This window comes from Actinoplanes sp. NPDC049668 (assembly GCF_044465445.1).
Classification (GTDB): Bacteria; Actinomycetota; Actinomycetes; order Mycobacteriales; family Micromonosporaceae; genus Actinoplanes.
Genome location: NZ_JBITLR010000008.1, coordinates 517,545 through 538,937 on the forward strand (window position 1 = coordinate 517,545; position 21,393 = coordinate 538,937).

19 protein-coding genes are annotated in these 21,393 nt (G+C 71.6%); 7 read left to right on the plus strand and 12 right to left on the minus strand.

Annotation, left to right across the window (positions count from 1 at the left end):
- Position 1: 1 nt before the first annotated feature.
- Positions 2-949 carry an NUDIX domain-containing protein gene (locus tag ACIBSW_RS33325; protein ID WP_354726869.1) on the minus strand — a complete coding sequence of 316 codons (948 nt, stop codon included), beginning with the start codon at positions 947-949 and terminating at the stop codon, positions 2-4.
- A 227-nt stretch (positions 950-1,176) separates the two neighbouring features.
- Here ACIBSW_RS33325 and ACIBSW_RS33330 point away from each other — a divergent pair, with 227 nt between their 5' ends.
- Positions 1,177-1,458: a PspC domain-containing protein gene (locus ACIBSW_RS33330; RefSeq protein ID WP_354726871.1), complete on the plus strand. Its 282-nt coding sequence runs from the start codon at positions 1,177-1,179 to the stop codon at positions 1,456-1,458.
- Between the two features lie 28 nt (positions 1,459-1,486).
- Here the strand turns inward: ACIBSW_RS33330 and guaA are convergent, their stop codons facing one another.
- From guaA to ACIBSW_RS33345, 3 genes are all read right to left on the minus strand, one after another.
- Positions 1,487-3,040, minus strand: a complete 1,554-nt coding sequence (gene guaA, locus ACIBSW_RS33335; protein WP_354726873.1) for a glutamine-hydrolyzing GMP synthase — start codon at positions 3,038-3,040, stop codon at positions 1,487-1,489.
- 20 nt (positions 3,041-3,060) lie between these two features.
- A complete protein-coding gene (locus ACIBSW_RS33340) occupies positions 3,061-4,767 on the minus strand; it encodes a S8 family serine peptidase (protein ID WP_354726875.1) in 1,707 nt (568 codons plus the stop codon).
- 112 nt (positions 4,768-4,879) lie between these two features.
- Entirely contained in the window at positions 4,880-6,646 is a 1,767-nt protein-coding gene (locus ACIBSW_RS33345; RefSeq protein WP_354726877.1) for a S8 family serine peptidase, read from the minus strand.
- Between the two features lie 147 nt (positions 6,647-6,793).
- On the opposite strand from ACIBSW_RS33345, the gene ACIBSW_RS33350 reads away from it, so the two are divergent.
- The gene (locus ACIBSW_RS33350; protein ID WP_354726879.1) at positions 6,794-7,900 is read left to right on the plus strand and encodes an LCP family protein; all 1,107 of its coding nucleotides are present in this window, start codon (positions 6,794-6,796) and stop codon (positions 7,898-7,900) included.
- Here the strand turns inward: ACIBSW_RS33350 and ACIBSW_RS33355 are convergent.
- From ACIBSW_RS33355 to guaB, 3 genes are read right to left on the minus strand one after another with little or no spacing between them, the layout of a single operon-like run.
- Positions 7,890-9,308 (minus strand): M1 family metallopeptidase, encoded by a 1,419-nt coding sequence (locus ACIBSW_RS33355; protein ID WP_354726881.1) that lies wholly within the window; start codon positions 9,306-9,308, stop codon positions 7,890-7,892. The genes ACIBSW_RS33350 and ACIBSW_RS33355 overlap by 11 nt on opposite strands.
- A 13-nt stretch (positions 9,309-9,321) precedes the next feature.
- On the minus strand, positions 9,322-10,440 hold the full coding sequence (locus tag ACIBSW_RS33360) for a GuaB3 family IMP dehydrogenase-related protein (RefSeq protein ID WP_184997580.1): 1,119 nt from the start codon (positions 10,438-10,440) through the stop codon (positions 9,322-9,324).
- 14 nt (positions 10,441-10,454) lie between these two features.
- The gene (gene guaB / locus ACIBSW_RS33365; RefSeq protein WP_354726883.1) at positions 10,455-11,942 is read right to left on the minus strand and encodes an IMP dehydrogenase; all 1,488 of its coding nucleotides are present in this window, start codon (positions 11,940-11,942) and stop codon (positions 10,455-10,457) included.
- Positions 11,943-12,062: 120 nt separating this feature from the next.
- On the opposite strand from guaB, the gene ACIBSW_RS33370 reads away from it, so the two are divergent.
- Complete coding sequence (locus ACIBSW_RS33370; RefSeq protein ID WP_184997582.1) at positions 12,063-12,464, plus strand: DUF5319 domain-containing protein; 402 nt, start codon at positions 12,063-12,065, stop codon at positions 12,462-12,464.
- Between the two features lie 37 nt (positions 12,465-12,501).
- Here the strand turns inward: ACIBSW_RS33370 and ACIBSW_RS33375 are convergent, their stop codons facing one another.
- Positions 12,502-13,344, minus strand: a complete 843-nt coding sequence (locus ACIBSW_RS33375; protein WP_354726885.1) for a helix-turn-helix transcriptional regulator — start codon at positions 13,342-13,344, stop codon at positions 12,502-12,504.
- A gap of 232 nt (positions 13,345-13,576) precedes the next feature.
- Here ACIBSW_RS33375 and ACIBSW_RS33380 point away from each other — a divergent pair, with 232 nt between their 5' ends.
- Positions 13,577-13,966, plus strand: a complete 390-nt coding sequence (locus ACIBSW_RS33380; RefSeq protein ID WP_354726887.1) for a WhiB family transcriptional regulator — start codon at positions 13,577-13,579, stop codon at positions 13,964-13,966.
- 165 nt (positions 13,967-14,131) lie between these two features.
- Here ACIBSW_RS33380 and ACIBSW_RS33385 read toward each other — a convergent pair whose 3' ends face one another.
- The 4 genes from ACIBSW_RS33385 to groES all read right to left on the minus strand — a co-directional run bounded on the left by ACIBSW_RS33385 (position 14,132) and on the right by groES (position 18,445).
- Positions 14,132-15,682 carry a molybdopterin-dependent oxidoreductase gene (locus ACIBSW_RS33385; protein ID WP_354726889.1) on the minus strand — a complete coding sequence of 517 codons (1,551 nt, stop codon included), beginning with the start codon at positions 15,680-15,682 and terminating at the stop codon, positions 14,132-14,134.
- A gap of 20 nt (positions 15,683-15,702) precedes the next feature.
- On the minus strand, positions 15,703-16,323 hold the full coding sequence (locus ACIBSW_RS33390) for a hypothetical protein (protein WP_354726891.1): 621 nt from the start codon (positions 16,321-16,323) through the stop codon (positions 15,703-15,705).
- 84 nt (positions 16,324-16,407) lie between these two features.
- Positions 16,408-18,057 carry a chaperonin GroEL gene (gene groL / locus ACIBSW_RS33395; RefSeq protein ID WP_354726893.1) on the minus strand — a complete coding sequence of 550 codons (1,650 nt, stop codon included), beginning with the start codon at positions 18,055-18,057 and terminating at the stop codon, positions 16,408-16,410.
- A gap of 73 nt (positions 18,058-18,130) precedes the next feature.
- On the minus strand, positions 18,131-18,445 hold the full coding sequence (groES, locus tag ACIBSW_RS33400) for a co-chaperone GroES (protein WP_018222648.1): 315 nt from the start codon (positions 18,443-18,445) through the stop codon (positions 18,131-18,133).
- Positions 18,446-18,677: 232 nt separating this feature from the next.
- Here groES and ACIBSW_RS33405 point away from each other — a divergent pair, with 232 nt between their 5' ends.
- From ACIBSW_RS33405 to ACIBSW_RS33415, 3 genes are all read left to right on the plus strand, one after another.
- On the plus strand, positions 18,678-19,844 hold the full coding sequence (locus ACIBSW_RS33405) for a THUMP-like domain-containing protein (protein WP_354726896.1): 1,167 nt from the start codon (positions 18,678-18,680) through the stop codon (positions 19,842-19,844).
- Positions 19,845-19,860: 16 nt separating this feature from the next.
- Positions 19,861-20,343, plus strand: a complete 483-nt coding sequence (gene ybaK / locus ACIBSW_RS33410) for a Cys-tRNA(Pro) deacylase (protein WP_354726898.1) — start codon at positions 19,861-19,863, stop codon at positions 20,341-20,343.
- Between the two features lie 319 nt (positions 20,344-20,662).
- The coding region (locus tag ACIBSW_RS33415) for a substrate-binding domain-containing protein (RefSeq protein WP_354726900.1) at positions 20,663-21,393 on the plus strand (731 nt) is incomplete at its 3' end.

Here is a 21,393-nt window from a genome sequence, read left to right on the forward strand (position 1 = left end):
CTCAGGCTAGCCTCGCCGCCCGCAGCGCCTCGGCCGTCACCTCGGTCACCTCGTCGCCGGGCAGCTCGGCGGCCGCACCGACCGCCATCCAGCAGGCCTCGGAGGTCGAGCCGCCGACATCCTTGACGACCACCTCGGTCGGCGCGTCGACGAAGACCCGGTAGTAGGCGCGGACACCGTGCCAGTCGATCGGATAGCCCTCGGGGCCCAGCGACGCCGCGTCCCGGTGGCTGGCGACGCCGAGCAGCTCGACCAGGCGGCCCACCTGGCCGGTCTCCTCGACCAGCTCGCGGATCAGGGCGGTGCCGGGCTGCTCGCCGTAGTCGGTGCCGCCGCCGGGCAGGTGCCAGCGGCCCTCGCCGGGATACCCCTTCGCGATGCGGGTGAGCAGCAGGCGGTCCCGCGGGTCGGTGGCGATCGCGTACGCCGCGAAGCGCTGCGCGCGGTGCAGCCCGTCCGGACCGGCGACGGCGTAGAAGGACGGGAACTCCGGCACCTCCTCGGGCCGCAGGTCGGCGGAGGCCGCCGAGAGGCCGAGGGCGGCGGCGGTGAACGGCCGCAGGCGCAGCCGCTCCGCCTCCTCGAGGGTGTGCCAGCGGGCCAGGTCGGTCGGCTGGCCCACCCGGTCGCAGAGGTTGCCACCACGGATCGACACCTCGTAGACGAGGCGGTCGGTGTGGATGGTGACGCCGCGGTGCGGCAGCGACCTCATGTCGGCCAGCACGTCGCGCAGGCCGGCGACGGCGACGGACAGCCCGGTCTCCGCGGCGGTCTCGCGGACGACGGTGTGGTTCGGGTCCTCGCCGTGATCGACGGCCCCGCCGGGCAGCGACCACACGCCGGGCGTGCCGGAGCGGGCCGAGGCGCGGACGAGTAGGACGCGGCCTTGGGGATCGGTCGCGACGGCGTAGGCCGCGATCCTGCGGAGCGGCTCGAGAGCGGGGGTCACGGGCGGCATTCTGCCCGGATTATGTGACCTCCAGAAATCGACTGTCGGATTCCTGACAGGACGATAGCCCACAGTAATCGCTGATCAGGGCGGTTCTCCGCACTGAGCGCACCCGGGCGATAACAGACAGCAAACCCCCGAATCACCCATCTCGGTAGGGCGAATCAGGGTCGGAATCGGGGCTCTCACCGAGGCGGCGAGGGGACCTTCCGCCGCACTCTTGGGTCATGACTCAGCCCACCATCGCCCCGTACAAGCAGCTCCGCCGACCGCTGGACGACCGCATCGTGGCGGGCGTCTGCAGCGGGATCGGCCGATACCTCAACGTCGACCCGGTGCTCGTCCGGGTCGGCTTCGGCGTGCTCGTCGCCCTCACCTGGGGCGCGGGCCTGCTCGTGTACCCGATCGCCTGGTTCCTGATGCCCGAGGAGCCCGCGCCGGCCGCCCCGGCCGCGCCGCCGTGGCGCGACCCGGCCGACCCGACCTGGGGTCAGCCGCCGGCCGCATGACGGTGCCGGCCGCGGGAGACCGCGGCCCCTACTCCCACTCGATGGTGCCCGGCGGCTTGCTGGTCACGTCGAGGACAACCCGGTTGACCTCGGGCACCTCGTTGGTCACGCGGGTCGAGATCTTGGCGATGACCTCGTACGGCAGGCGCGACCAGTCCGCCGTCATGGCGTCCTCGCTGGAGACCGGCCGCAGCACGACGGGGTGCCCGTAGGTCCGGCCGTCGCCCTGCACGCCGACGCTGCGCACGTCGGCCAGCAGGACCACCGGGAACTGCCACACGTCGCGGTCCAGGCCGGCCGCGGTCAGCTCCTCGCGGGCGATCAGGTCCGCGGCGCGCAGCACGTCGAGCCGGTGCCGGTCGACCGCGCCGATGATCCGGATCGCCAGGCCGGGGCCCGGGAACGGGTGCCGCTGGACGATCTCCTCGGGCAGGCCCAGCTCGGCGCCGAGCGCGCGCACCTCGTCCTTGAACAGGGTGCGCAGCGGCTCGATCAGCGCGAACTGCAGGTCGTCCGGCAGGCCGCCGACGTTGTGGTGAGACTTGATGTTGGCCGTGCCGGTGCCGCCGCCGGACTCGACCACGTCCGGGTAGAGCGTGCCCTGCACCAGGAACTCGACGTGCCGCTCGGCGTCGAGCTCGCGGGCCGCCGCCTCGAACGCGCGGATGAACTCCCGGCCGATGATCTTGCGCTTCTGCTCGGGATCGGTGACGCCGGCCAGGTGACCCAGGAAGGTCTCGGCGGCGTCGACGACCTTGAGGCGGATGCCGGTCGCCGCGACGTAGTCCTTCTCGACCTGCTCGGCCTCGCCGGCGCGCAGCAGCCCGTGGTCGACGAAGACGCAGGTGAGCTGGTCGCCGATCGCCCGGTGCACCAGCGCCGCGGCCACCGCCGAGTCGACGCCGCCGGACAGGCCGCAGATGACCTGCCGGTCGCCGACCTGCTCGCGGATCGCGGCGACCTGGTCGTCGATGATGTTGGAGGACGTCCAGGTCGGCTCGATGCCGGCGATGTCGTAGAGGAAGCGCTGGAGCATCTCCTGCCCCTGCTGGGTGTGCGCCACCTCGGGGTGGAACTGCACGCCCGCCCGGCGGGTCGCCAGGCTCTCGAACGCGGCGACCGGCGCGCCCGCCGAGGAGGCGGTCACGGCGAAGCCCGCCGGCGCCTCGGTCACCGCGTCGCCGTGCGACATCCAGACCGGCAGGTCCGCGGGGAGCTCGCGCAGCAGCTTGCCGGGCTCGGCCAGCGGGGTGAGCACGGTGCGGCCGTACTCCCGGGCGCCGGAGTGCGCGACGGTGCCGCCCAGCGCCTGCGCCATCGCCTGGAAGCCGTAGCAGATGCCGAAGACCGGCACGTCGTTGTCGAACAGCGCCGGGTCGAGCGACGGCGCGCCGGGCTCGTACACACTCGACGGCCCGCCGGACAGGATGATCGCCGCCGGGTTCCGGGCGAGCATCTCCGCGACTGGCATCGAGTGCGGCACGATCTCGGAATAGACCCGCGCCTCGCGGACCCGTCGGGCGATCAGCTGGGCGTATTGAGCGCCGAAGTCGACGACAAGAACCGGACGCGGTGTAGTCATGTCGCGCGAGTTTACCGGCGTCAGCGGTACCACTTCCGGGCCGGGGCGTACCGGACGTTCCCGGCCCTGTCGTAGGCGCGCACCTGCACGGTCATGGCCTTGCCGTGCTTCCACGTCTGCACGCCGAACCTGCGGGCGCTGCCCGCGTACCGTTGGGTGACCTTGCCGTTGACCAGCAGTTCCATCCGGCTGATCCCGTGGCTGTCGGCGGCCGCCGCGGAGACGTACCTGGTCTTGCGGACCTTGCGGGTCCCGCCGGCCGGACCACCGGTGATCCGGACCGATGGCCCCCAGTTGTCGACGGTCACCGAGCGGGTGGCGTTCACCACATTGCCGCCGCGGTCGTACGCGCGCAGCCCGAGCGTCACGGTCCGGCCGCGGCCGGAGGTCCGCCACGAGACGGCGTACGGCGCCACCCGGTCGGTGCCGACCACCACGCCGTCGGCGAGCAGTTGCACCTTGGCGATGCCGACGTCGTCGGTGGCCCGGGCCGAGACCGTGACCGTGCCCCGGACCAGCGCGTTGCCGCTCGGCGAGGTGAAGGACACGGCCGGCGCCACGTGGTCGTCGGCGACCGGCAGGGCGGCGAGGGCGGCCGCGGCGTCGACCCGGCCGGAGCCGGCGGCGACCCAGCCGCCGGACAGCCGGGTGGCGGACGTCGTCAGCGCCGTCCGCATGGTCTCGGCCGTCGGCGTCGGGGTGGTCGAGGCGAGCAGTGCGGCGACGCCGGCCACGAACGGGGCGGCCGACGAGGTGCCGCAGAACTGGCTGACCGCGCCGCCGCGCTCCTGCGCGGGGTTGCAGCCGGGCGCCGCGATGTCGACCCACCCGCTGCCGTAGCTCGACCAGGAGTAGCGGGCGTCCTCGGCGGTGGAGGCGCCCACGGCGAGCGCCGACGGCGCCGCGGCCGGGTAGGTCGGCTTCGACGTCCCGCTGTTGCCGGCCGCCGCGATCACGAGCGCGCCCTTGCCGGTGGCGTATGCGACGGCGTCGCGCAGCAGCCGGCTGTCCGCCGTGCCGCCCAGCGACAGGTTGATGACGTCCGCGCCCTGGTCGGCGGACCAGCGGATGCCCTCGGCGATGTCGCTGTAGCTGCCGGCGCCGTGGGCGTCGAGCACCTTGACCGGCAGGATCTTGCAGTTCCAGCAGATGCCGGCGATGCCGACGCCGTCGTCGCCGCCCGCGGCGATCACGCCGGCGGCCATCGTGCCGTGCCCCTGGTCGTCGTCGGCGTTGCCGTCGCCGTTGACGAAGTCGCGGCCAGGCAGCACCCGCCCGGCGAAGTCGGGCAGCTTGCGCACCCCGGTGTCCACCACGGCGACGACCACGCCGCCGGCCCCTCGGGTCGTCTCCCAGGCTCGGGCGACGCCGGCGCGGTCGATCCCCCACTGCTGGGAGTAGTACGGGTCGGCGGGGGTGACGGCGGCGATCCGGGCGATCTGGTCCCGCTCCACGTACGCGACGGCCGGGTCCGCCCGCAGCGCGTCGGCGGCCTCGGTGACCTGGCCGGCGGGGACGTCGACGGTGACCGCGCCGGCACCGGCGAGCCGCTCGCTGTCGAGGACGTCGACCCGGCGATCGAGGGAGGCGACCACGTCGCCGCCGCCGTGCAGGCCGACGATCAGCGAGACCGGCGCCTCGTCCGCCGGCGCCGCGACGGCCGGACCGCCCGTCAGCGCGACGCCACCCACCAGGAGACCGACGACCAGCACCCGTAGCACAGACATCCAGCAACGGTGGGCCTCGCCCGTTGGAGACGCCGAACCGTGTCGGTTGCGCCTGGGTAGCAGCAGGCCCTCACCGGGAGCGCTCGGTGAGGGCCTGCCGCGGAAGATCGGGTCAGCGCGTGTAGTTGCGCGTCGTCGCGTACTTGACGTTGCCGACCAGGTCGATCGCCCGGATCTGCACCTTCATCTTCTTCGGCTGCTTGGAGGCCTTGAAGCTGAACTTGTACGCCGCGGCGGTGTCCTTCTGGATCACCTTGCCGTTGATCAGCAACTCCACCCGGCGCAGGCCGTACTTGTCGGAGGCGCTGACCGCGATCTTGACGGTGCCCTTGACCTTCGCCTTGTTCTTCGGCCCGCTGGTGATCTTCACGGTCGGAGCCGTGTTGTCCGCGATGATCGTGCGTTCGTAGTTGGTGCGGTTGCCGGCCTTGTCGTAGACCCGCACCTGCATCTTGACCGCGCCGTTGCGGCCGGCGGTGTTGTAAGGCAGCACGTACGGCGCGGTCCAGTCCTGCGCCTTGTAGACGCCGTCCACGTAGAGGTAGACGTTGCGGACCCCGGACCAGGCGTCGCCGATGCCGGTCGGCGTGACGTTGATCTTGCCGCGCACCCGCGCGTTCGCGGCCGGGGACGAGATGCCGGTGATGTTCGGCGGGGCCAGGTCGGTGTCGATGGTCAGCGCCTTGGCGGCGTCGAGCATGCCGTACTGCGTCCAGGCGTCGTGCGCGCCGTCGCCGTTGGCGTCCAGCGGGCGGGCCGAAAGCGTCATCGCGCGCGTCATCGACCAGCCCGTGTACGCCGGGTGGTGCGACTTGACCAGGGCGGCCGCCCCGGCGACCATCGGCGCCGCGAACGAGGTGCCCTCGAGGACCTCGAACTTGGCGCCTCTCTGAACCAGGACCTGGCCCGGTGCGGCCATGTCGACCCAGGCGGGGCCGTAGTTGGAGTAGGCGGCGCGCGCGTCCGAGCCGCGCACGGTGGCGCCGACGGCGAGCACGTTCGGCAGCGCCGCCGGGTAGGACTTGAGGCTGGTGTGCTCGTTGCCGGCGGCGGCGACGACCAGCACGCCCTTGCGGTTGGCGTAGGCGACCGCGTCGGCGAGGACCTGCGCGTAGTCCACGCCGCCGAGCGACATGTTGATGATCTTCGCGCCGTTGTCGGTGGCCCAGACGATGCCCTTGGCGACGTCGCTGTCGTAGCCGCTGCCCTTCCGGTCGAGCACCTTCACCGGCAGGATGGCGCAGCCCCAGCAGGCGCCGGCCATGCCGGCGGCGTTGTCGCCGCGGGCGGCGATCAGCGAGGACACCATGGTGCCGTGGCCGTGGTCGTCGGCGGTCTTGGTGTTGTTGCTGACGTAGTTGTAGCCGGGCAGCACCGCGCCGGCCAGGTCACCGACGGCGTTCACCCCGGTGTCCAGCACGGCGACCTTGACCGCGGAACCCTTCGTGGTGTCCCACGCGGCCGGCAGCTTGACCGTGTCGATCTCGGGCTGGTTCCCGGCGATGTACTGCGGGTCGTTCGGGGTCACGTCGACCACCGTGCGCGCCCGGTCGATCTCGACGTAGGCGACGTTCGGGTCCTTCTTGAGGGCCGCGATGACCCACGCCTTGCGCGCGGCAGGCACCTCCATCGTCTGCGCGCGCAGGGCCTCCATGGCCCTCTGCGCGGGCGCGGCGACGTCCATCGACCGGATGCCCATCGCCTGCACGGTCCCCGCCGCGGTCACGGTCTCGGGAGCGCCGGCCTTGAGACCGACGACGAGCCGCACCGGCAAGACGGCGGTGTCCGCCGCCATCGCCCAGGTCGACACCCCGGCCATCGACACGACCACCGTCGCCGACAGCGCACCGACGGCTATCCGCCGCGAGAACAACTTCATGTGGGCCGAGCCTCCCCGTGATCGACCCACCGCCACGGCGAATCGCGGCGGTCAGCGTACGGCTGATCTATCCGATTCGACAGCACGTACCAAAACGCGAGAAGTCGCGGCATTGAGCAGTGTGAAGTCGTCGCTTACTGTTCCAGCATGCGGACAACCAAGCTCATCTGGACGATAGTCGGCGCGGTGACGGTGGTGCTGATGCTGGCCGGGGTGGGGATCGTCGCGGCGCTGCGCGGCGGCGACGACGAGCCGGATCCGCAGGTCATGCCCGGTCCGGGAGCCGCCTCGGCGCAGCCGGCCCCGCCGACCGCGACCAGCCCGGCGCCGTCGCCCGGCGCCGACATCACCGGCCCGCTCGACCTGCTGGTGGTCGGCGTCGACACCCGGGTGAGCATCCCGGACTGGCAGCCGCACGCGGACGCGATCATGGTGATGCACATCAACGAGGATCTCAAGTCCGGCTATCTCTACTCGCTGCCCCGGGACCTCCGGGTGGACGTGCCCGCGTTCAAGGCCAACGGGTACGACGGCGGGCGGCGCAAGCTCACCGAGGCGATGAGCTCCGGTGCGAAGGTGCGGGGCACCGACAAGGCCGACGTGGCGCAGGGCTACGAGCTGCTCTCGCGGACGATCTCGGACTACACCGGCGTCGACGGCTTCGACGCGGGCGCGATCCTGACCTTCGGCGGACTCAGCAGGCTGACCGACGCGCTCGGCGGCGTCACCCTGAAGATCGATCAGAAGGTCGTCTCGCAGCACCACCGCCCCGACGGCACGCCACGCAGGCTGCGCCCCGGCGGCGGCGGATACACCGGCCCGCAGGCCACCTACCTGCCCGGCACCCGGAAGCTGGTGGGCTGGCAGGCGATCGACTACGCCCGGCAGCGCTACACGGCCGGCGGCGACTACACCCGGACGCGCCACCAGCGCCAGCTCATCCGGGCGCTGCTCACCCAGGCAATGGCCGCGGGGCTGCCCGCCGACCCGGCCCGGGCGGAGTCGATACTCACCGCGCTCGGCGACACCCTGGTCGTCTCCGGCGACCGCAACGCGCTCGAGTACGCGTACGCGCTGCGCGACCTCGACCCGGCGCGGCTGACCCTGGTCGGGCTACCGGGCGGCTCGGTGACCAGCAACGGCCGCTACATCGGCGAGCAGCTGACCCCGGTCGGCCGCGGCTTCCTCAAGGCGGCGAAGGCCGGCACGGCCGAGGCCTACCTCGAGGACCACCCCGAGCTGATCAATAAGTAGGTTTCCGGTCGCCGAACAGCCAGGCCTCGAAGAAGTCGCCGAGGTCCTTGCCGGAGGCCTTCTCGGCCGCCGCGATGAAGTCCTCGGTGCTGACGTTGCCGTCCCGGTGCTCGGCCGGCCACGACTTGAGCAGCGCGAAGAACACGTCGTCGCCGATCTTGCGGCGCAGGGCCTGCACGGTCATCGCGCCGCGCACGTAGACCGCCTCGCTGAACAGGTGGTCCACGCCCGGGTCGCCGGTCGGGATGCTCCAGTCGAAGTTCGCGTAGGCCCGGTCGAAGGATTCCTGGACGGTCCGCTCGCCCTGGTGCTCCTGCCAGAGCCATTCCGCGTACGTGGCGAAGCCCTCGTTGAGCCAGATGTCCTGCCAGCGGCGCAGGGCGACGCTGTCGCCGTACCACTGGTGCGCCAGCTCGTGCGCGACCACCGTGGCGTTGGCGCCGCCCCGGAAGAAGGTGTTTCCGTACACCGGCCGCGACTGCGTCTCCAGGGCGTAGCCGACCCGGTCGTCGTCGAGGACGACCCCGCCGTACGAGGCGAACGGGTACGGCCCGAACCGGGTGGCGAGGTAGTCGGCGATCTCGCCGGTGCGCGCCAGCGCCCGCGCGGCGTTGCCGTCCGCGGGCAGCGACTCCGGGATCGCGATGATCATCGGCTGGCCGGCGTGCGTGCCGACCGTCATCCGGTACTGCCCGATCGCCACGAACGCCAGATAGCCGGCCAGCGGGTTGCGCTCCCGCCAGGTCCAGGTGGTCCAGCCGGCGGCGGTGCGGCGCGCGCCGGGCACGCCGTTGCTGATCGCCTCCACCCCGTCGGGAACCGTCATGGCCAGCGAGAACGTGGCCTTGTCCGACGGGTGGTCGTTGACCGGGAACCAGGTGCTCGCGGACTCCGGCTGGCCGAGGGCGAAGGCACCGTCCTGGGTGGTCAGCCACCCGCCGACGCCGAGCGTCTTGTTGTTCAGCGCCTGCGGCTTGCCGCCGTAGTCGACGACGACGGTGAAGCCCGCGCCGGTGGCGAGGCCGGCCGCGGGCGTGATCACCAGCTCGTTCCCGTCGGCCCGGCTTTTGGCGGCCCGGCCGTCGACGGTCACCTTGCGGGCGGTGAGGAACGCGAGATCGAGGTTGAACCGCGAGAGGTCCTGCGTGGCGGTCGCGGTGATCGTCGCGGTGCCGCTCAGCTCGTTGCCGGCCGGGTCGTAGCGCAGTTTCAGGTCGTAGTCGCGGACGTCGTAGCCGCCGTTGCCGTACGTCGGAAAGTACGGATCCCCGGCGCCCGGAGCGCCCGCCGCGAAGCTGGGCGCCGTCGAGGCCGACGCCGAGGGCGCCGACGAGGGCACGACCGCGTCGGTGCAGCCGGCCAGTGCCAGCACCGCGACGGCCGCGACCCAACCTCGTGCCCTGTGCATGTGTGTCCGATCCTCAGCGGTCGAGGACCAGCGAGACCTTCTGGAACTCCTTGACGTCGTGGTAACCGCACTTCGCCATGGCCCGGCGGAGGCCGCCGAAGAGGTTCAGCTGGCCGTCGGGCCGGTCGGCCGGGCCGTAGAGCAGCTCCTCGAGGGTGCCGTCCGGCTCGCCCGCGATGCAGAAGCCGCCGCGCGGCAGGCTCGGGTGGCTCGCCGCCGAGTGCCACCACGCGCCGCCCGCCGGCGCGCCCTCGGCGAGCGAGAGCGGCTCGCCCAGCATCACCGCGTCGGCGCCGCAGCCGATCGCCTTCGCGATGTCGCCCGAGGTCTGGATGCCGCCGTCGGCGATCAGGTGCACGTAGCGGCCGCCGGTCTCGTCCAGGTAGTCGCGGCGCGCGGCCGCGGCGTCCGCGATCGCGGTGGCCATCGGGACCCGGATGCCGAGGACGGTGTCCGTCGTGGACCACTCGTCCGCGCCTATGCCGACGATGACCCCGGCCGCGCCGGTGCGCATCAGGTGCAGCGCCGTCTTGTAGTCGGTGCAGCCGCCGACGATGACCGGCAGGTCGAGATCGGCGATGAACTCCTTCAGGTTCAGCGGCTCGTCCGTGGTGGACACGTGCTCGGCCGAGACCAGCGTGCCCTGGATGACCAGCAGGTCGACGCCCGCGTCGAGGATCACCGGCGCCAGCGCCAGCGTGTGCTGCGGCGACACCCGGACGGCGACGGTCACGCCGCCGTCGCGCATGGCGCGGACCCGCTCGGCGATCAGCTCGGGCCGGATCGGCTCGGAGTAGACCTCCTGGAGGCGCTTGGTGGCGTCGGCCTCCTCGTCGAGCGAGGCCAGCTCCTCGAGGATCTTGGTCGGGTCCTCGTAGCGGGTCCAGAGGCCCTCGGCGTTGAGTACGCCGAGGCCGCCGAGGCGGCCCAGGGCGATCGCCGACGCCGGGCTCATCGTCGCGTCCGACGGGTGCGCGACACACGGGATCTTGAACGGGTACGCGTCGAGGCGCCAGTCGGTGGACACGTCGTCCACGTCGCGGGTGCGGCGGCTCGGGACGATCGCGATGTCGTCCAGGTGGTAGCCGCGTTGGGCGGTCTTGCCGAGGCCGATCTCCACGACGTCACGCATGCTTCAAACCCCTTTTAGCGGGAGTGGTAGTTAGGTGCCTCGACGGTCATCTGGATGTCGTGCGGGTGGCTCTCCTTGAGGCCTGCCGCGGTAATCCTGATGAGCTGCCCCCGCTCCTGCAAATCGGGGATCGTCTCGGCGCCGACGTAACCCATCGCCGCGCGCAGGCCACCGACGAGCTGGTGCGCCACGCGCGACAGCGGGCCGCGGTAGGGTACCTGCCCCTCGACGCCCTCGGGTACCAGCTTGTCCTCGGTGACGTCCTGCTGGAAGTAGCGGTCCTTGGAGTAGGACTTCGCCTGGCCCCGGGACTGCATGGCGCCCAGCGAGCCCATGCCGCGGTAGGTCTTGAACTGCTTGCCGTTGATGAAGATCAGGTCGCCGGGGCTCTCCTCGGAGCCGGCCAGCAGCCCGCCGAGCATCACGGTGTCGGCGCCGGCCACGATCGCCTTGGCGATGTCGCCGGAGTACTGGATGCCGCCGTCGGCGATGACCGGTACGCCCGCCGGGCGGCAGGCCCGGGCGGCCTCCATGATCGCGGTGATCTGCGGCACGCCGACACCCGCGACGATCCGGGTGGTGCAGATCGCGCCGGGGCCGACGCCGACCTTGACCGCGTCGGCGCCCGCGTCGACGAGGGCCTTGGCGCCCGCGTACGTCGCGATGTTGCCGCCGACGATGTCGATGGCGGTGTCCTTCTTCAGCCGGGAGACCATCTCGAGCACGGCGCGCTGGTGGCCGTGCGCGGTGTCCACGATGACCACGTCGACGCCCGCGTCGATCAGGGCCCGGGCCCGCTTGTAGGCGTCCTCACCGACGCCGACCGCCGCGGCGACCCGGAGCCGGCCCTGCGCGTCCTTGGCGGCGCGCGGGTACTGCTCGCTCTTGGTGAAGTCCTTGACCGTGATCAGTCCGCGCAGCCGGCCCGCGTCGTCGACCAGCGGCAGCTTCTCGATCTTGTGCCGCTGCAGCAGCGCGAGGGCCTCCTCCTTGTCGACCCCGACCGGCGCGGAGATCAACGGCGCCTTCGTCATGACCTCGTGCGCCTTGACGCTGTCGTCGGTGACGAAGCGCATGTCGCGGTTGGTGACGATGCCGACGAGCACGCCGTCGGCGTCGACGACCGGCAGGCCGGAGATGCGGTAGCGCCCGCAGAGCTGGTCCACCTCGCGCAGGGTGTCGTCGGGGCTGCAGGTGACCGGGTTGGTGATCATCCCGGACTCGGAGCGCTTCACGAGGTCGACCTGGGCGGCCTGCTCCTCGAGCGAGAGGTTGCGGTGCAGCACGCCGATGCCGCCCTGGCGGGCCATCGCGATCGCCATCCGCGACTCGGTCACCGTGTCCATGGCGCTGGAGAGCAGCGGGATGGAGAGCTCGACGTTGCGGGTCAACCGGGTGATCGTGTTGACGCGGCTCGGCACGACGTCCGATTCGCCGGGCTGCAGCAGCACGTCATCAAAGGTGAGACCCAGCGGGACCGTACGGGCCGACTCGTTATCCACAGATCATCCCTAGCGAAGAGGCGGAGTGTTTCATCCTACCCATCCGGTCAGGGCGTTCTGTTGGGCGGACAGCGCGTGCGGGCCAGCACACACCGGCCATACATGGGTACGGTAGACATCGTGCAAGAAGAGCCGATCGACCCGTTCAACGGCGACCCTGCCGACCCGGCCGCCGGCCTCGACGACCTCTCGGAGGACGCCGAGAGCGACCCGCTGACCGAGCCCGAGCGGCAGGACGTCCTCGAGGACCTCTCCGACCTGGAGATCTACCAGGCGTTGCTGAGTCCGACGGGCATCCGCGGTCTGGTGATCGAGTGCGAAGACTGCCACGAGCCACACTACTTCGACTGGGACCTGCTCCGGGGTAACCTTCGCCACCTGTTGAGCAACGGCCGCCCGCGGGTGCACGAGCCGGCCTACGACCCCGACCCGGACCACTACGTGACGTGGGAATACGCACGGGGTTACGCCGACGGGGTGCACGACACACTGGCCGAGGGCACGGACGACGAGGCTTCCTGATCGTCGCCCGGGCCCCCGGGTGTAAAAGACCTACCGTTCAGGCGACCAGACCGGCCCGGAAGCCGGCGGCCACCGCATGCGCCCGGTCGCGGGCACCCAGCTTGCGGAAGAGCCGCCGAGCGTGGGTCTTGACGGTGTCCTCGGAGACGAAGAGCTCACGCCCGATCTCCGCATTGCTCTTGCCGTCGGCCATCCCCCGCAACACCTGCAACTCGCGCTCGGTGAGCGTGAGCCGCCGGCCCGTGGGGACGTCCGTGCGGCCGGTGTCGTTGCCCGGCCACGCCATCGGCCGGCCGGTGGCCGGGTCGATGTCCGATCCGTCGCCGCGCTGGGCGGGGACCATCGGCGAGTTCGGCAGCATCGCGGGTACCCCGCCACCGTTGGGCGAGCCGGCCATGGCCAGCCCGTCGCGGTGCAGGCCGCGAGCGGCCGCCGAGTTGTTGTTGCGACCGGCGCCGCCGACCGCGGCGGGCTGGGCATTCGCGCCGTTGATCGGCATGCCCTGTGGCCGCACCGGCAGGAGCAGGAGCAGCAACGCCTTGGCGACGACGCTGACCAGGTCGTGCTCGACGCCGCGGATGACACCCCGGGCACCGGCCGCGACAGCCGCGGCGGCGACCCGAGGATCTTCGGCACCGAAGAGGACGACCTGCGCCTGCGGGGCGCGGGCGAGGACGCGGCGGGTGAAGCCGACGCTGTCGGGACGGGTCACGGCGGTGTCGGCCAGAACGACCTCGGCCGGCCTTTCAGCCAGTCGGATCATGGCCTCGGTCTCGCTGACCGCCGTCCGCACGACCCCGGTCATCCCGAGCCGGGCCGCGGTAGAGGCGACGGTCTGGGCCGCAAGTGGGGTTCGGACGCACACGAGGACGGTACGCACAGTGATCCTCCTTCTCTCTCAGAGGAGATCACGCAACGGCCGCAGCATTACGCGCTTTAGATGGAAAAATTAGGAAACATCGGTACGGCTTGGAGCACCGATGAGATACGGCCGACGAAGACATCGACAAGTCGCGTGTGATCCGGCGTTCGCCGGGGTACACGGGCGGACAGGCCTGAGTCAGGCCCCTCAATGACAGCACTCCGCGGTGCCGCGCGGGAGGAGGGTGTTGATGTCGAACGTTCGCAGACTGCCCGGACCCATCGCCGACCTTTGGGAATGGCAGCGACTCGGCCTGTGCAGGGGGCGCGACAGCGCCCAGTTCTTCCACCCGGACGGTGAGCGCGGGTCTTCCCGCAACCGTCGGGAGGCGAATGCCAAGACGATGTGCCGCGCCTGCCCGGTCCGGGCGGAGTGCGCTGCTCACGCACTGGCTGTCCGTGAGCCGTACGGGGTATGGGGAGGTTTCAGCGAAGCGGAGCGGCTGCGGCTGCTCGCGGTCGGCTGGGAGGACCTTGCCGATCGGCATCACGGACGGGTGGACCTTGCCCGGCTGGAGGCCCGCCTCGGCCGGCCCCACAAGTCGGCGGTTCCGGCACAACGGCAGGCACCGGCGGCCTGACGCCGATCGACGCGCGGCACCACACAGCTTCCGACGCGGCTCCCTGCGGGGAGCCACGTCGGAATGTTCAACGGCGTGTTCGCCGCATCGGTGGACATGCAAGCCACCGTATGAGCGAACTTGGGGTTGACGTCGGACCAAAAGTGCGGCTTTTGGGTGACCCTCTCAGTCGACCGTGACCAGCACCGAATGCCACCCGGTCGCCCCGTCCGGCTCCGGCGGCGCGGTGGCGTCCGTCTGAACGGCACCGTCGCTGTCGGCGGCCCGGACCCGCACCACGTGCTCACCCGGCGTCGCCTGCCAGACGTATGACCACTGCACCCAGGTGTCCGCCGAGACCGTCGGCGCGAGGGTCGCCCGCGACCAGGGCCCGTCGTCGACCTGGACCTCGACCCACCGGATGCCGCGATGCTGAGCCCAGGCCACCCCGGCGACGGTGACGGCTCCCGCCTTGCGCCCGGCGCCGTCGCGGGGCGTGTCGATCCGCGACTGCGTCTTGATCGGACCCTGCGCCGACCAGCCCCGCGGCACCCAGTACGCGTCGAAGTCGGCGAACCGGGTCAGCTCGATCTCGGTGATCCACTTGCAGGCGGAGACGTAGCCGTACAGGCCGGGCACGACCATGCGCGCCGGGAAGCCGTGCGACACCGGCAGCGGCCGGCCGTTCATGCCGATCGCCAGCAGGGCGTCCCGGCCGTCGCGCAGCACCGCGGTCGGGCTTCCGCAGGTCCAGCCGTCGTCGGAGCGCTGCACCACCTGGTCGGCGTCGGGCAGCGGCTGCGCCTCGTCCAGCAGGTCCTTGATCGGGGTGCCGAGCCAGAGCGCGTTGCCGATCAGGTCGCCGCCGACCTCATTGGACACGCAGGCCAGCGTCACGTACCGCTGCACCATCGGGCGCCGCAGCAGCTGCTCCCAGGTGAGGGTGATCGGGTTGCGGACCATCCCGTGTATGCGCAGCTGCCAGTTCGCCGGGTCGATCTGCGGCGGGTACAGCGCGGTGTCGATCCGGTAGAAGTCGGAGTTCGAGGTGACGTACGGTGCCGCGCCCCGGACCTGGGCGCCGGGCGGGACCGCCGGGGCCGGTCCTGACGGCTCCGGCAGCACGACCGCGTCGCGGGCGGCGGTCACCGCGCGCCGCGAGGTCAGGAACCGGCCGCCGAAGCCACCGACGACGGCCACGGCGGCGGCGCCGCCGACCGCAAGGAGGAATCGGCGCCGATTCTCCTGCGCTGGGGCCGGCTCCGCTGGGGCCGGCTCCGCTGGGGCCGGCTCCGCGGTGACGGCCAGCCTCACGAGGTAGAACAGGGCCAGGGCCGCGACGATCGTGGCGACGATCGACGGCAGCGCGGCCGTGAGCCCGGCGCCGTGCCGGGTGACGGCGGCGAGCACGCCGATCGCGCCGAACAGCGCGACGCCGGCGAGGGCCGCCGCCCGGCTGCGCAGCGCGACGAGGCCGAGCAGCGCGGCGTAGCCGCCGAGCAGGATCACGGTGCCGACGATCAGGGCGGTCTTGTCGTGGGTGCCGAAGACCGCGATGCCCGCGTCCTTGACCGGCCCGGGCACGTTGTCGACCACCACTCCGCCGACGGCGAGCAGCGGCGACGAGAGCGGACCGGTGAGGACGGCGACGACCTCGGCGACGCCGATGGCCACGCCGGCCGCGGCGACGCCGGCCAGTGCGGCCCGCGGCGAGAGGTTCACGCCTCCATCCTGCATCGGCGCACGCGGAACGGCTCTTACGGTTGGGTGACGACCTGGCGCAGCGGCGGCAGCGCGGCCACCAGGGCGTCCAGCAGCTCCACCGCGCCGCGATCGGCGCGCGGTTCCGGCAGCTTGGGTACGCCCTCGACGGGCAGCTCCCAGATCACCCGGCCCGGGTCGAGCCGGTCCAGGGTCGCGTACCACTGCTGCAGGGGCTCGCGGAGCTGGACGTGCGCCGCGAAGTTGCGCCGCCGACGGGTCTCGTCACTGTCGCGCCGGCGCTGCAGCGTCTCGACCTCGGGCAGGCCGACCAGCACCGCGTCGGCGAAGCCGAGCCGGCCGGCGCGGAACGCCTCCCGGGTCACCGTCAGCTCGCGGTCGAACCGGGCCCGCGGCGCCAGCCCCAGCGCCGCCATCCCCCAGGCGTAGTGCAGCTTCACCGGGTCGGTGTCGCAGAACGCGACGCCGTCGGCCCGCTCGAGTTCCAGCGCCTGCAGCCAGCGGCCCATGCTCACCCGCGCCCAGTGCCGGGCCAGCGCCACCTCGTCGGTCGGCTCCCGGCCCGTCGCGGCGTACTCGGCGACGTAGCGACCAACGTAACGCCGGCACCACGACGTCTTGCCGGCCGCGGTCGGACCCTCCACCACGACGATCATCCGCGCCTCTTTCCCCGAATCCCGCATCACACACGAGAAAGGGCGCGCCGCGGAATGCGACGCGCCCTTCTTTACTCTTTCGACTCAGAAACCCGGGCCGTGCTGGTGGCCGTGGCCACCGTGGCTGTGGCCGTGGCCACCGCCCGCGGCGGGCTCCGGCTCGGCCGGCTTCTCCACCACGAGGCTCTCCGTGGTGAGCAGCAGGGCGGCGATCGAGACGGCGTTGGAGACCGCGCTGCGGGTCACCTTCACCGGGTCGATGATGCCGGCCGCGACCAGGTCGACGTACTCGTCGGTGGCCGCGTTGAGGCCGTGGCCCCAGCCCAGCTCGGCCGACTTGCCGACCACCACGTAGCCGTCGTGGCCCGCGTTCTGCGCGATCCAGCGCAGCGGCTCGATCAGCGCCTTGCGGACGATCTGCACGCCGACCGCCTCCTCGCCGGTGAGGCCGAGGTTGCCGTCGAGCGCCGAGGCGACCTGCGCCAGGGCGGCGCCGCCACCCGGGACGGTGCCCTCCTCGACCGCGGCCTTGGTCGCCGCGATGGCGTCCTCGATGCGGTGCTTGCGCTCCTTCATCTCGACCTCGGTCGCGGCGCCGACCTTGATCACCGCGATGCCGCCGGAGAGCTTGGCCAGCCGCTCCGAGAGCTTCTCGCGGTCCCAGTCGGAGTCCGAGGCCTCGATCTCCTTGCGGATCTGCGCGACCCGGTCCTCGATCTCGGCCTTGCGGCCGCCACCGTCGACGATGGTCGTGCTCTCCTTGTCCACCACGACCCGCCGGGCGGTGCCCAGCATGTCGAGGGTGACCTGGTCGATCTTGTAGCCGAGCTCCGGCGCGATGAGCTCGCCGCCGGTCGCGATCGCAAGGTCCTGCAGCATCGCCTTGCGCCGGTCCCCGAAGCCGGGGGCCTTCACGGCCACGATCTTGAAGGTCTTCCGCAGCGCGTTGACGACCAGGGTCGACAGCGCCTGGCCCTCGACGTCCTCGGCGACGATGAGCAGCGGCTTGCCGCCGGAGAGAACCTTCTCCAGCAGCGGCAGCAGCTCCTCGACGCTGGAGATCTTCTGCGTGGTGATCAGCAGGTAGGCGTCCTCCAGGACGGCCTCCTGCGACTCGGCGTCGGTCACGAAGTTCGGCGAGATGAAGCCCTTGTCGAACTGCAGACCCTCGGTCACCTCGAGGCCGGTGTCCAGGACGGACCCCTCCTCGACGGTGATGACGCCGTCGCGGCCGACCTTCTCCATCGCCTCGGCGATGAGCTCGCCGATGGTGGCGTCCTGCGCCGAGATGGTGGCGACGTTCGCGATCGACTTCTTGTCGTCGACCTCGACCGCCTTCTCCAGCAGCGCCTTGGAGACGGCCTCGGCGGCCAGGTCCATGCCGCGCTTGAGCGCGATCGGGTTGGCACCCGCGGTCACGTTGCGCAGGCCCTCGCGGACCAGCGCCTGCGCGAGCACGGTCGCCGTGGTGGTCCCGTCGCCGGCGACGTCGTTGGTCTTCGTCGCCACCTCCTTGACCAGCTGCGCACCGAGGTTCTGGTACGGGTCGGAGAGCTCGATCTCCTTGGCGATGGTGACACCGTCGTTGGTGATCGTCGGCGCGCCGAACTTCTTGTCGAGGACGACGTTGCGGCCGCGCGGGCCGAGAGTGACCTTGACCGTGTCGGCGAGCGTGTTGACGCCGTGCTCCAACAGGTGCCGGGCGTCGTCGGAGAAACTAAGGATCTTCGCCATTTATGGTCCCTTCAACGCACCGGCGCCCTGGACCGGAAGCCGGGCCAGGGCGCTCAGCACTGTCAGATCAGGTCTACTTCTCGATGACCGCGAGGACGTCGCGGGCGGAGAGCACCAGGTACTCCTCGCCGGCGTACTTGACCTCGGTGCCGCCGTACTTCGAGTACAGGACGGTGTCGCCGACCTTGACGTCGATCGGAACGCGGTTGCCCTTGTCGTCGATCCGGCCGGGGCCAACGGCGAGGACGGTGCCCTCCTGCGGCTTCTCCTTGGCGGTGTCGGGGATCACGATGCCCGACGCCGTCGTGGTCTCGGCCTCGTTCGCCTGGACCACGATGCGGTCCTCGAGCGGCTTGATCGCAACCTTTGTCGCGGTAGTCACGGGCATACCCTCCTGGGTACAGGTGTTGTCGCCGGCCAATGGACAGGCCGGGCTGATGCCTCATGCCACCGGGCGGGGCCGTCGTCGCGGGTGCCGGTCCGCCTGGCGCAGGCGCACGTCCCCGGTCGGGGAGCACGCTGGCACCCTCAGGTTGAGAGTGCTAATCGGAGATTATGCCGGAACTAGCACTCCGTCAACCAGAGTGCCAACGCGTCAGCTTCCAGCAGAATGACTTTCCGTGGACCTCGAACTGCTCGCCGCCCTGCGTACCGCCGAGGGAGCCGCCGCCCTCGCGGCCGCCGCCGACGTCGCCGGCGCGGACCCGCTCGCCGCCGCGACGGCGCTGCGCTCCCGGGGGCTCGCCCCCGCCCTGGCCTCCGCCGCGCTCACCCAGGCCGAACTGCGGATCCGCGCGGAGGCCAAGTTCGGCGCGGCCGGCGCGACGATGCTGTTCACCCGGGCGGGGCTCGAGCAGGCGACCCGGGCCGTGGTGGCCGACCGGCGCGCCGCCCGGCTGCGCGCGGCCGGCGTCGAGACCCTGGCCGACCTCGGCTGCGGCCTCGGCGCGGACGCGCTGGCCGCGGCCCGCCAGGGCATCCGGGTGTACGCCGTCGACGCCGACCCGCTCACCGCCGCGCTCGCCGCCGCGAACGCCGAGGCCGCCGGCCTGGCCGACCTGGTGACCGTGGAGTGCGCGGACGCGACGAGCGTCACGGTGGAGCGGTTCGACGCGGTCTTCGCCGACCCGGCACGCCGGCGCGCCGGCCGGGGCCGGGTGATGGACCCGCGCTCGTGGTCGCCGCCGTGGGACTTCATCGCCGCCCTGCCCGGCCGGGTGCCGCGCACCGTGCTCAAGCTCGCACCCGGCATCGATCACGCACTGCTACCGCCGGGCGCCGAGGGCGAGTGGGTCAGCGTCGGCGGCGATCTGGTCGAGGCCGCGTTCTGGTGCGGGCCGCTGGCGCAATTCGCGCGGCGGGCGATCCTATTGCCGTCGGGCTCCGAGCTCACCGGATCGGGCACCGCGGCGGCGCCGGTCGGCCCGGTCGGCGCCTTCCTGTACGACCCGGACCCGGCCGTGGTCCGCTCGCACCTCGTGGCCGAGTTCGCCGCGACGATCGGCGGCCGGATCGCCGACCCGGAGATCGCCTACGTGTACACCGACGCCGCCGTCGACACCGCGTTCGGCCGGCGGCTCGAGATCACCGACGTGCTGCCGTTCTCCCTGAAGCGGCTGCGGACGCTGTTGCGCGAGCGCGGCGTCGGGCGGCTGGAGATCCGCAAGCGCGGCTCCGCGCTCGAGCCCGAGCAGCTGCGCCGGGACCTGCGGCTGAGCGGCAGCGCCGGGGCGTCGCTCGTGCTGACCCGCACGGCGGGAGCGCCGACCGCCCTGCTGTGCCGCTAGGCGCTAGCCTCTCGTCGTGGCGAAGAAGGCTGCCGGGACTCCGGCTACCGTGCTGCTCAGCGCGCAGCGGGTGGCACACGAGCTGCACGCGTACGACGTGCCGGCCGACGCACACGACTACGGCGCGCTGGTCGCCGAGGCCCTCGGGGTCGCGCCGGCGGCGCTCTTCAAGACGCTGATCGCCGAGGTCGACGGCGGGCTCGTAGTCGCCGTCGTCCCGGTGACCGGCGAGCTGGACCTCAAGGCGCTGGCCAGCGCCGCGGGCGGCAAGCGCGCAGCGCTGGCGGATCGCGCCGCGGCCGAGCGCAGCAGCGGCTACGTCCGCGGCGGGATCAGCCCGCTGGGGCAGCGCCGGCGGCTGCCGACGGTCGTCGACGACTCGGCCACCGCCCTGGATCGGATGTACGTCTCGGCCGGGCGCCGCGGCCTGCAGGTGTCGCTCGGCCCCGCCGATCTCATCCGGCTCGCGGACGCAAAAATAGCCAAAATTCGGACATAGTGCGGCAGACCTCGCGCAAGACCCTTCCGTTACGACACCGTTATCAAGATCCGGCAATCCGGAGCCGTGAAGTGACCTAGCGTCACGTTGTGGAGTGACTTCACAGGTCGCGCGGTGACCCACCGTCGCCGCGCTGCCGTCTACTCGTGCTGCGGGACCTTGCGATCAGGCCCGTCGTGCCACGTTCAGCACCGGGATACGTTGCCCCGAATACAGCGAAGTGTCTGATTCCATAGCGGGTCGGGCGAGTGACGTTCCCGGCAGCGCACACCAGAAATCCGAAGCAAGGTCCGGATTTGATCCGAAAGGACTCAAAGGAATGCGTAAGGGATTGTTCGCCCTGGCCGCTGTCGGCCTGCTGGCCACGGGCAGTATGGCCGCGTGCGGTGACGACAGCGGTGGCGACGACTCAGGCAGCAACGGCGGCGCCTCCGTCGGCAAGGTGGGCGTCATCCTGCCGGACACCGCCAGCTCCCAACGGTGGAGCACCGACGACCCCAAGTACCTGAAGGCGGCATTCGAAGCGGCCGGCGTACCGGTCGACATCCAGAACGCTCAGGGTGACAAGAGCCAGTTCCAGACGATCGCGGAAGGCATGATCTCCAGCGGCGTCAAGGTGCTGATGATCGTCAACCTGGACTCCGGTACCGGCAAGGCCGTCCTCGACAAGGCCAGGGCCGCCGGCATCGCGACCATCGACTACGACCGGCTCACGCTCGGCGGCAACGCGGACTTCTACGTAAGCTTCGACAACGTGGCGGTCGGCAAGCTCCAGGGCGAGGGCCTGGTCAAGTGCCTCACCGAGATGAAGGCCGTCAAGCCCGTCGTGGCGCGGCTCAACGGCTCGCCGACGGACAACAACGCCACCCTGTTCAAGGAGGGCTACGACTCGGTCCTCAATCCCAAGTTCGAGTCGGGTGAGTTCATCAAGGGCCCGGACCAGTCCGTGCCCGACTGGGACAACGCGCAGGCCGGCACCATCTTCGAGCAGATGCTGACCGAGAACAAGAACATCAAGGGCGTGCTCGCGGCCAACGACGGCCTCGGCAA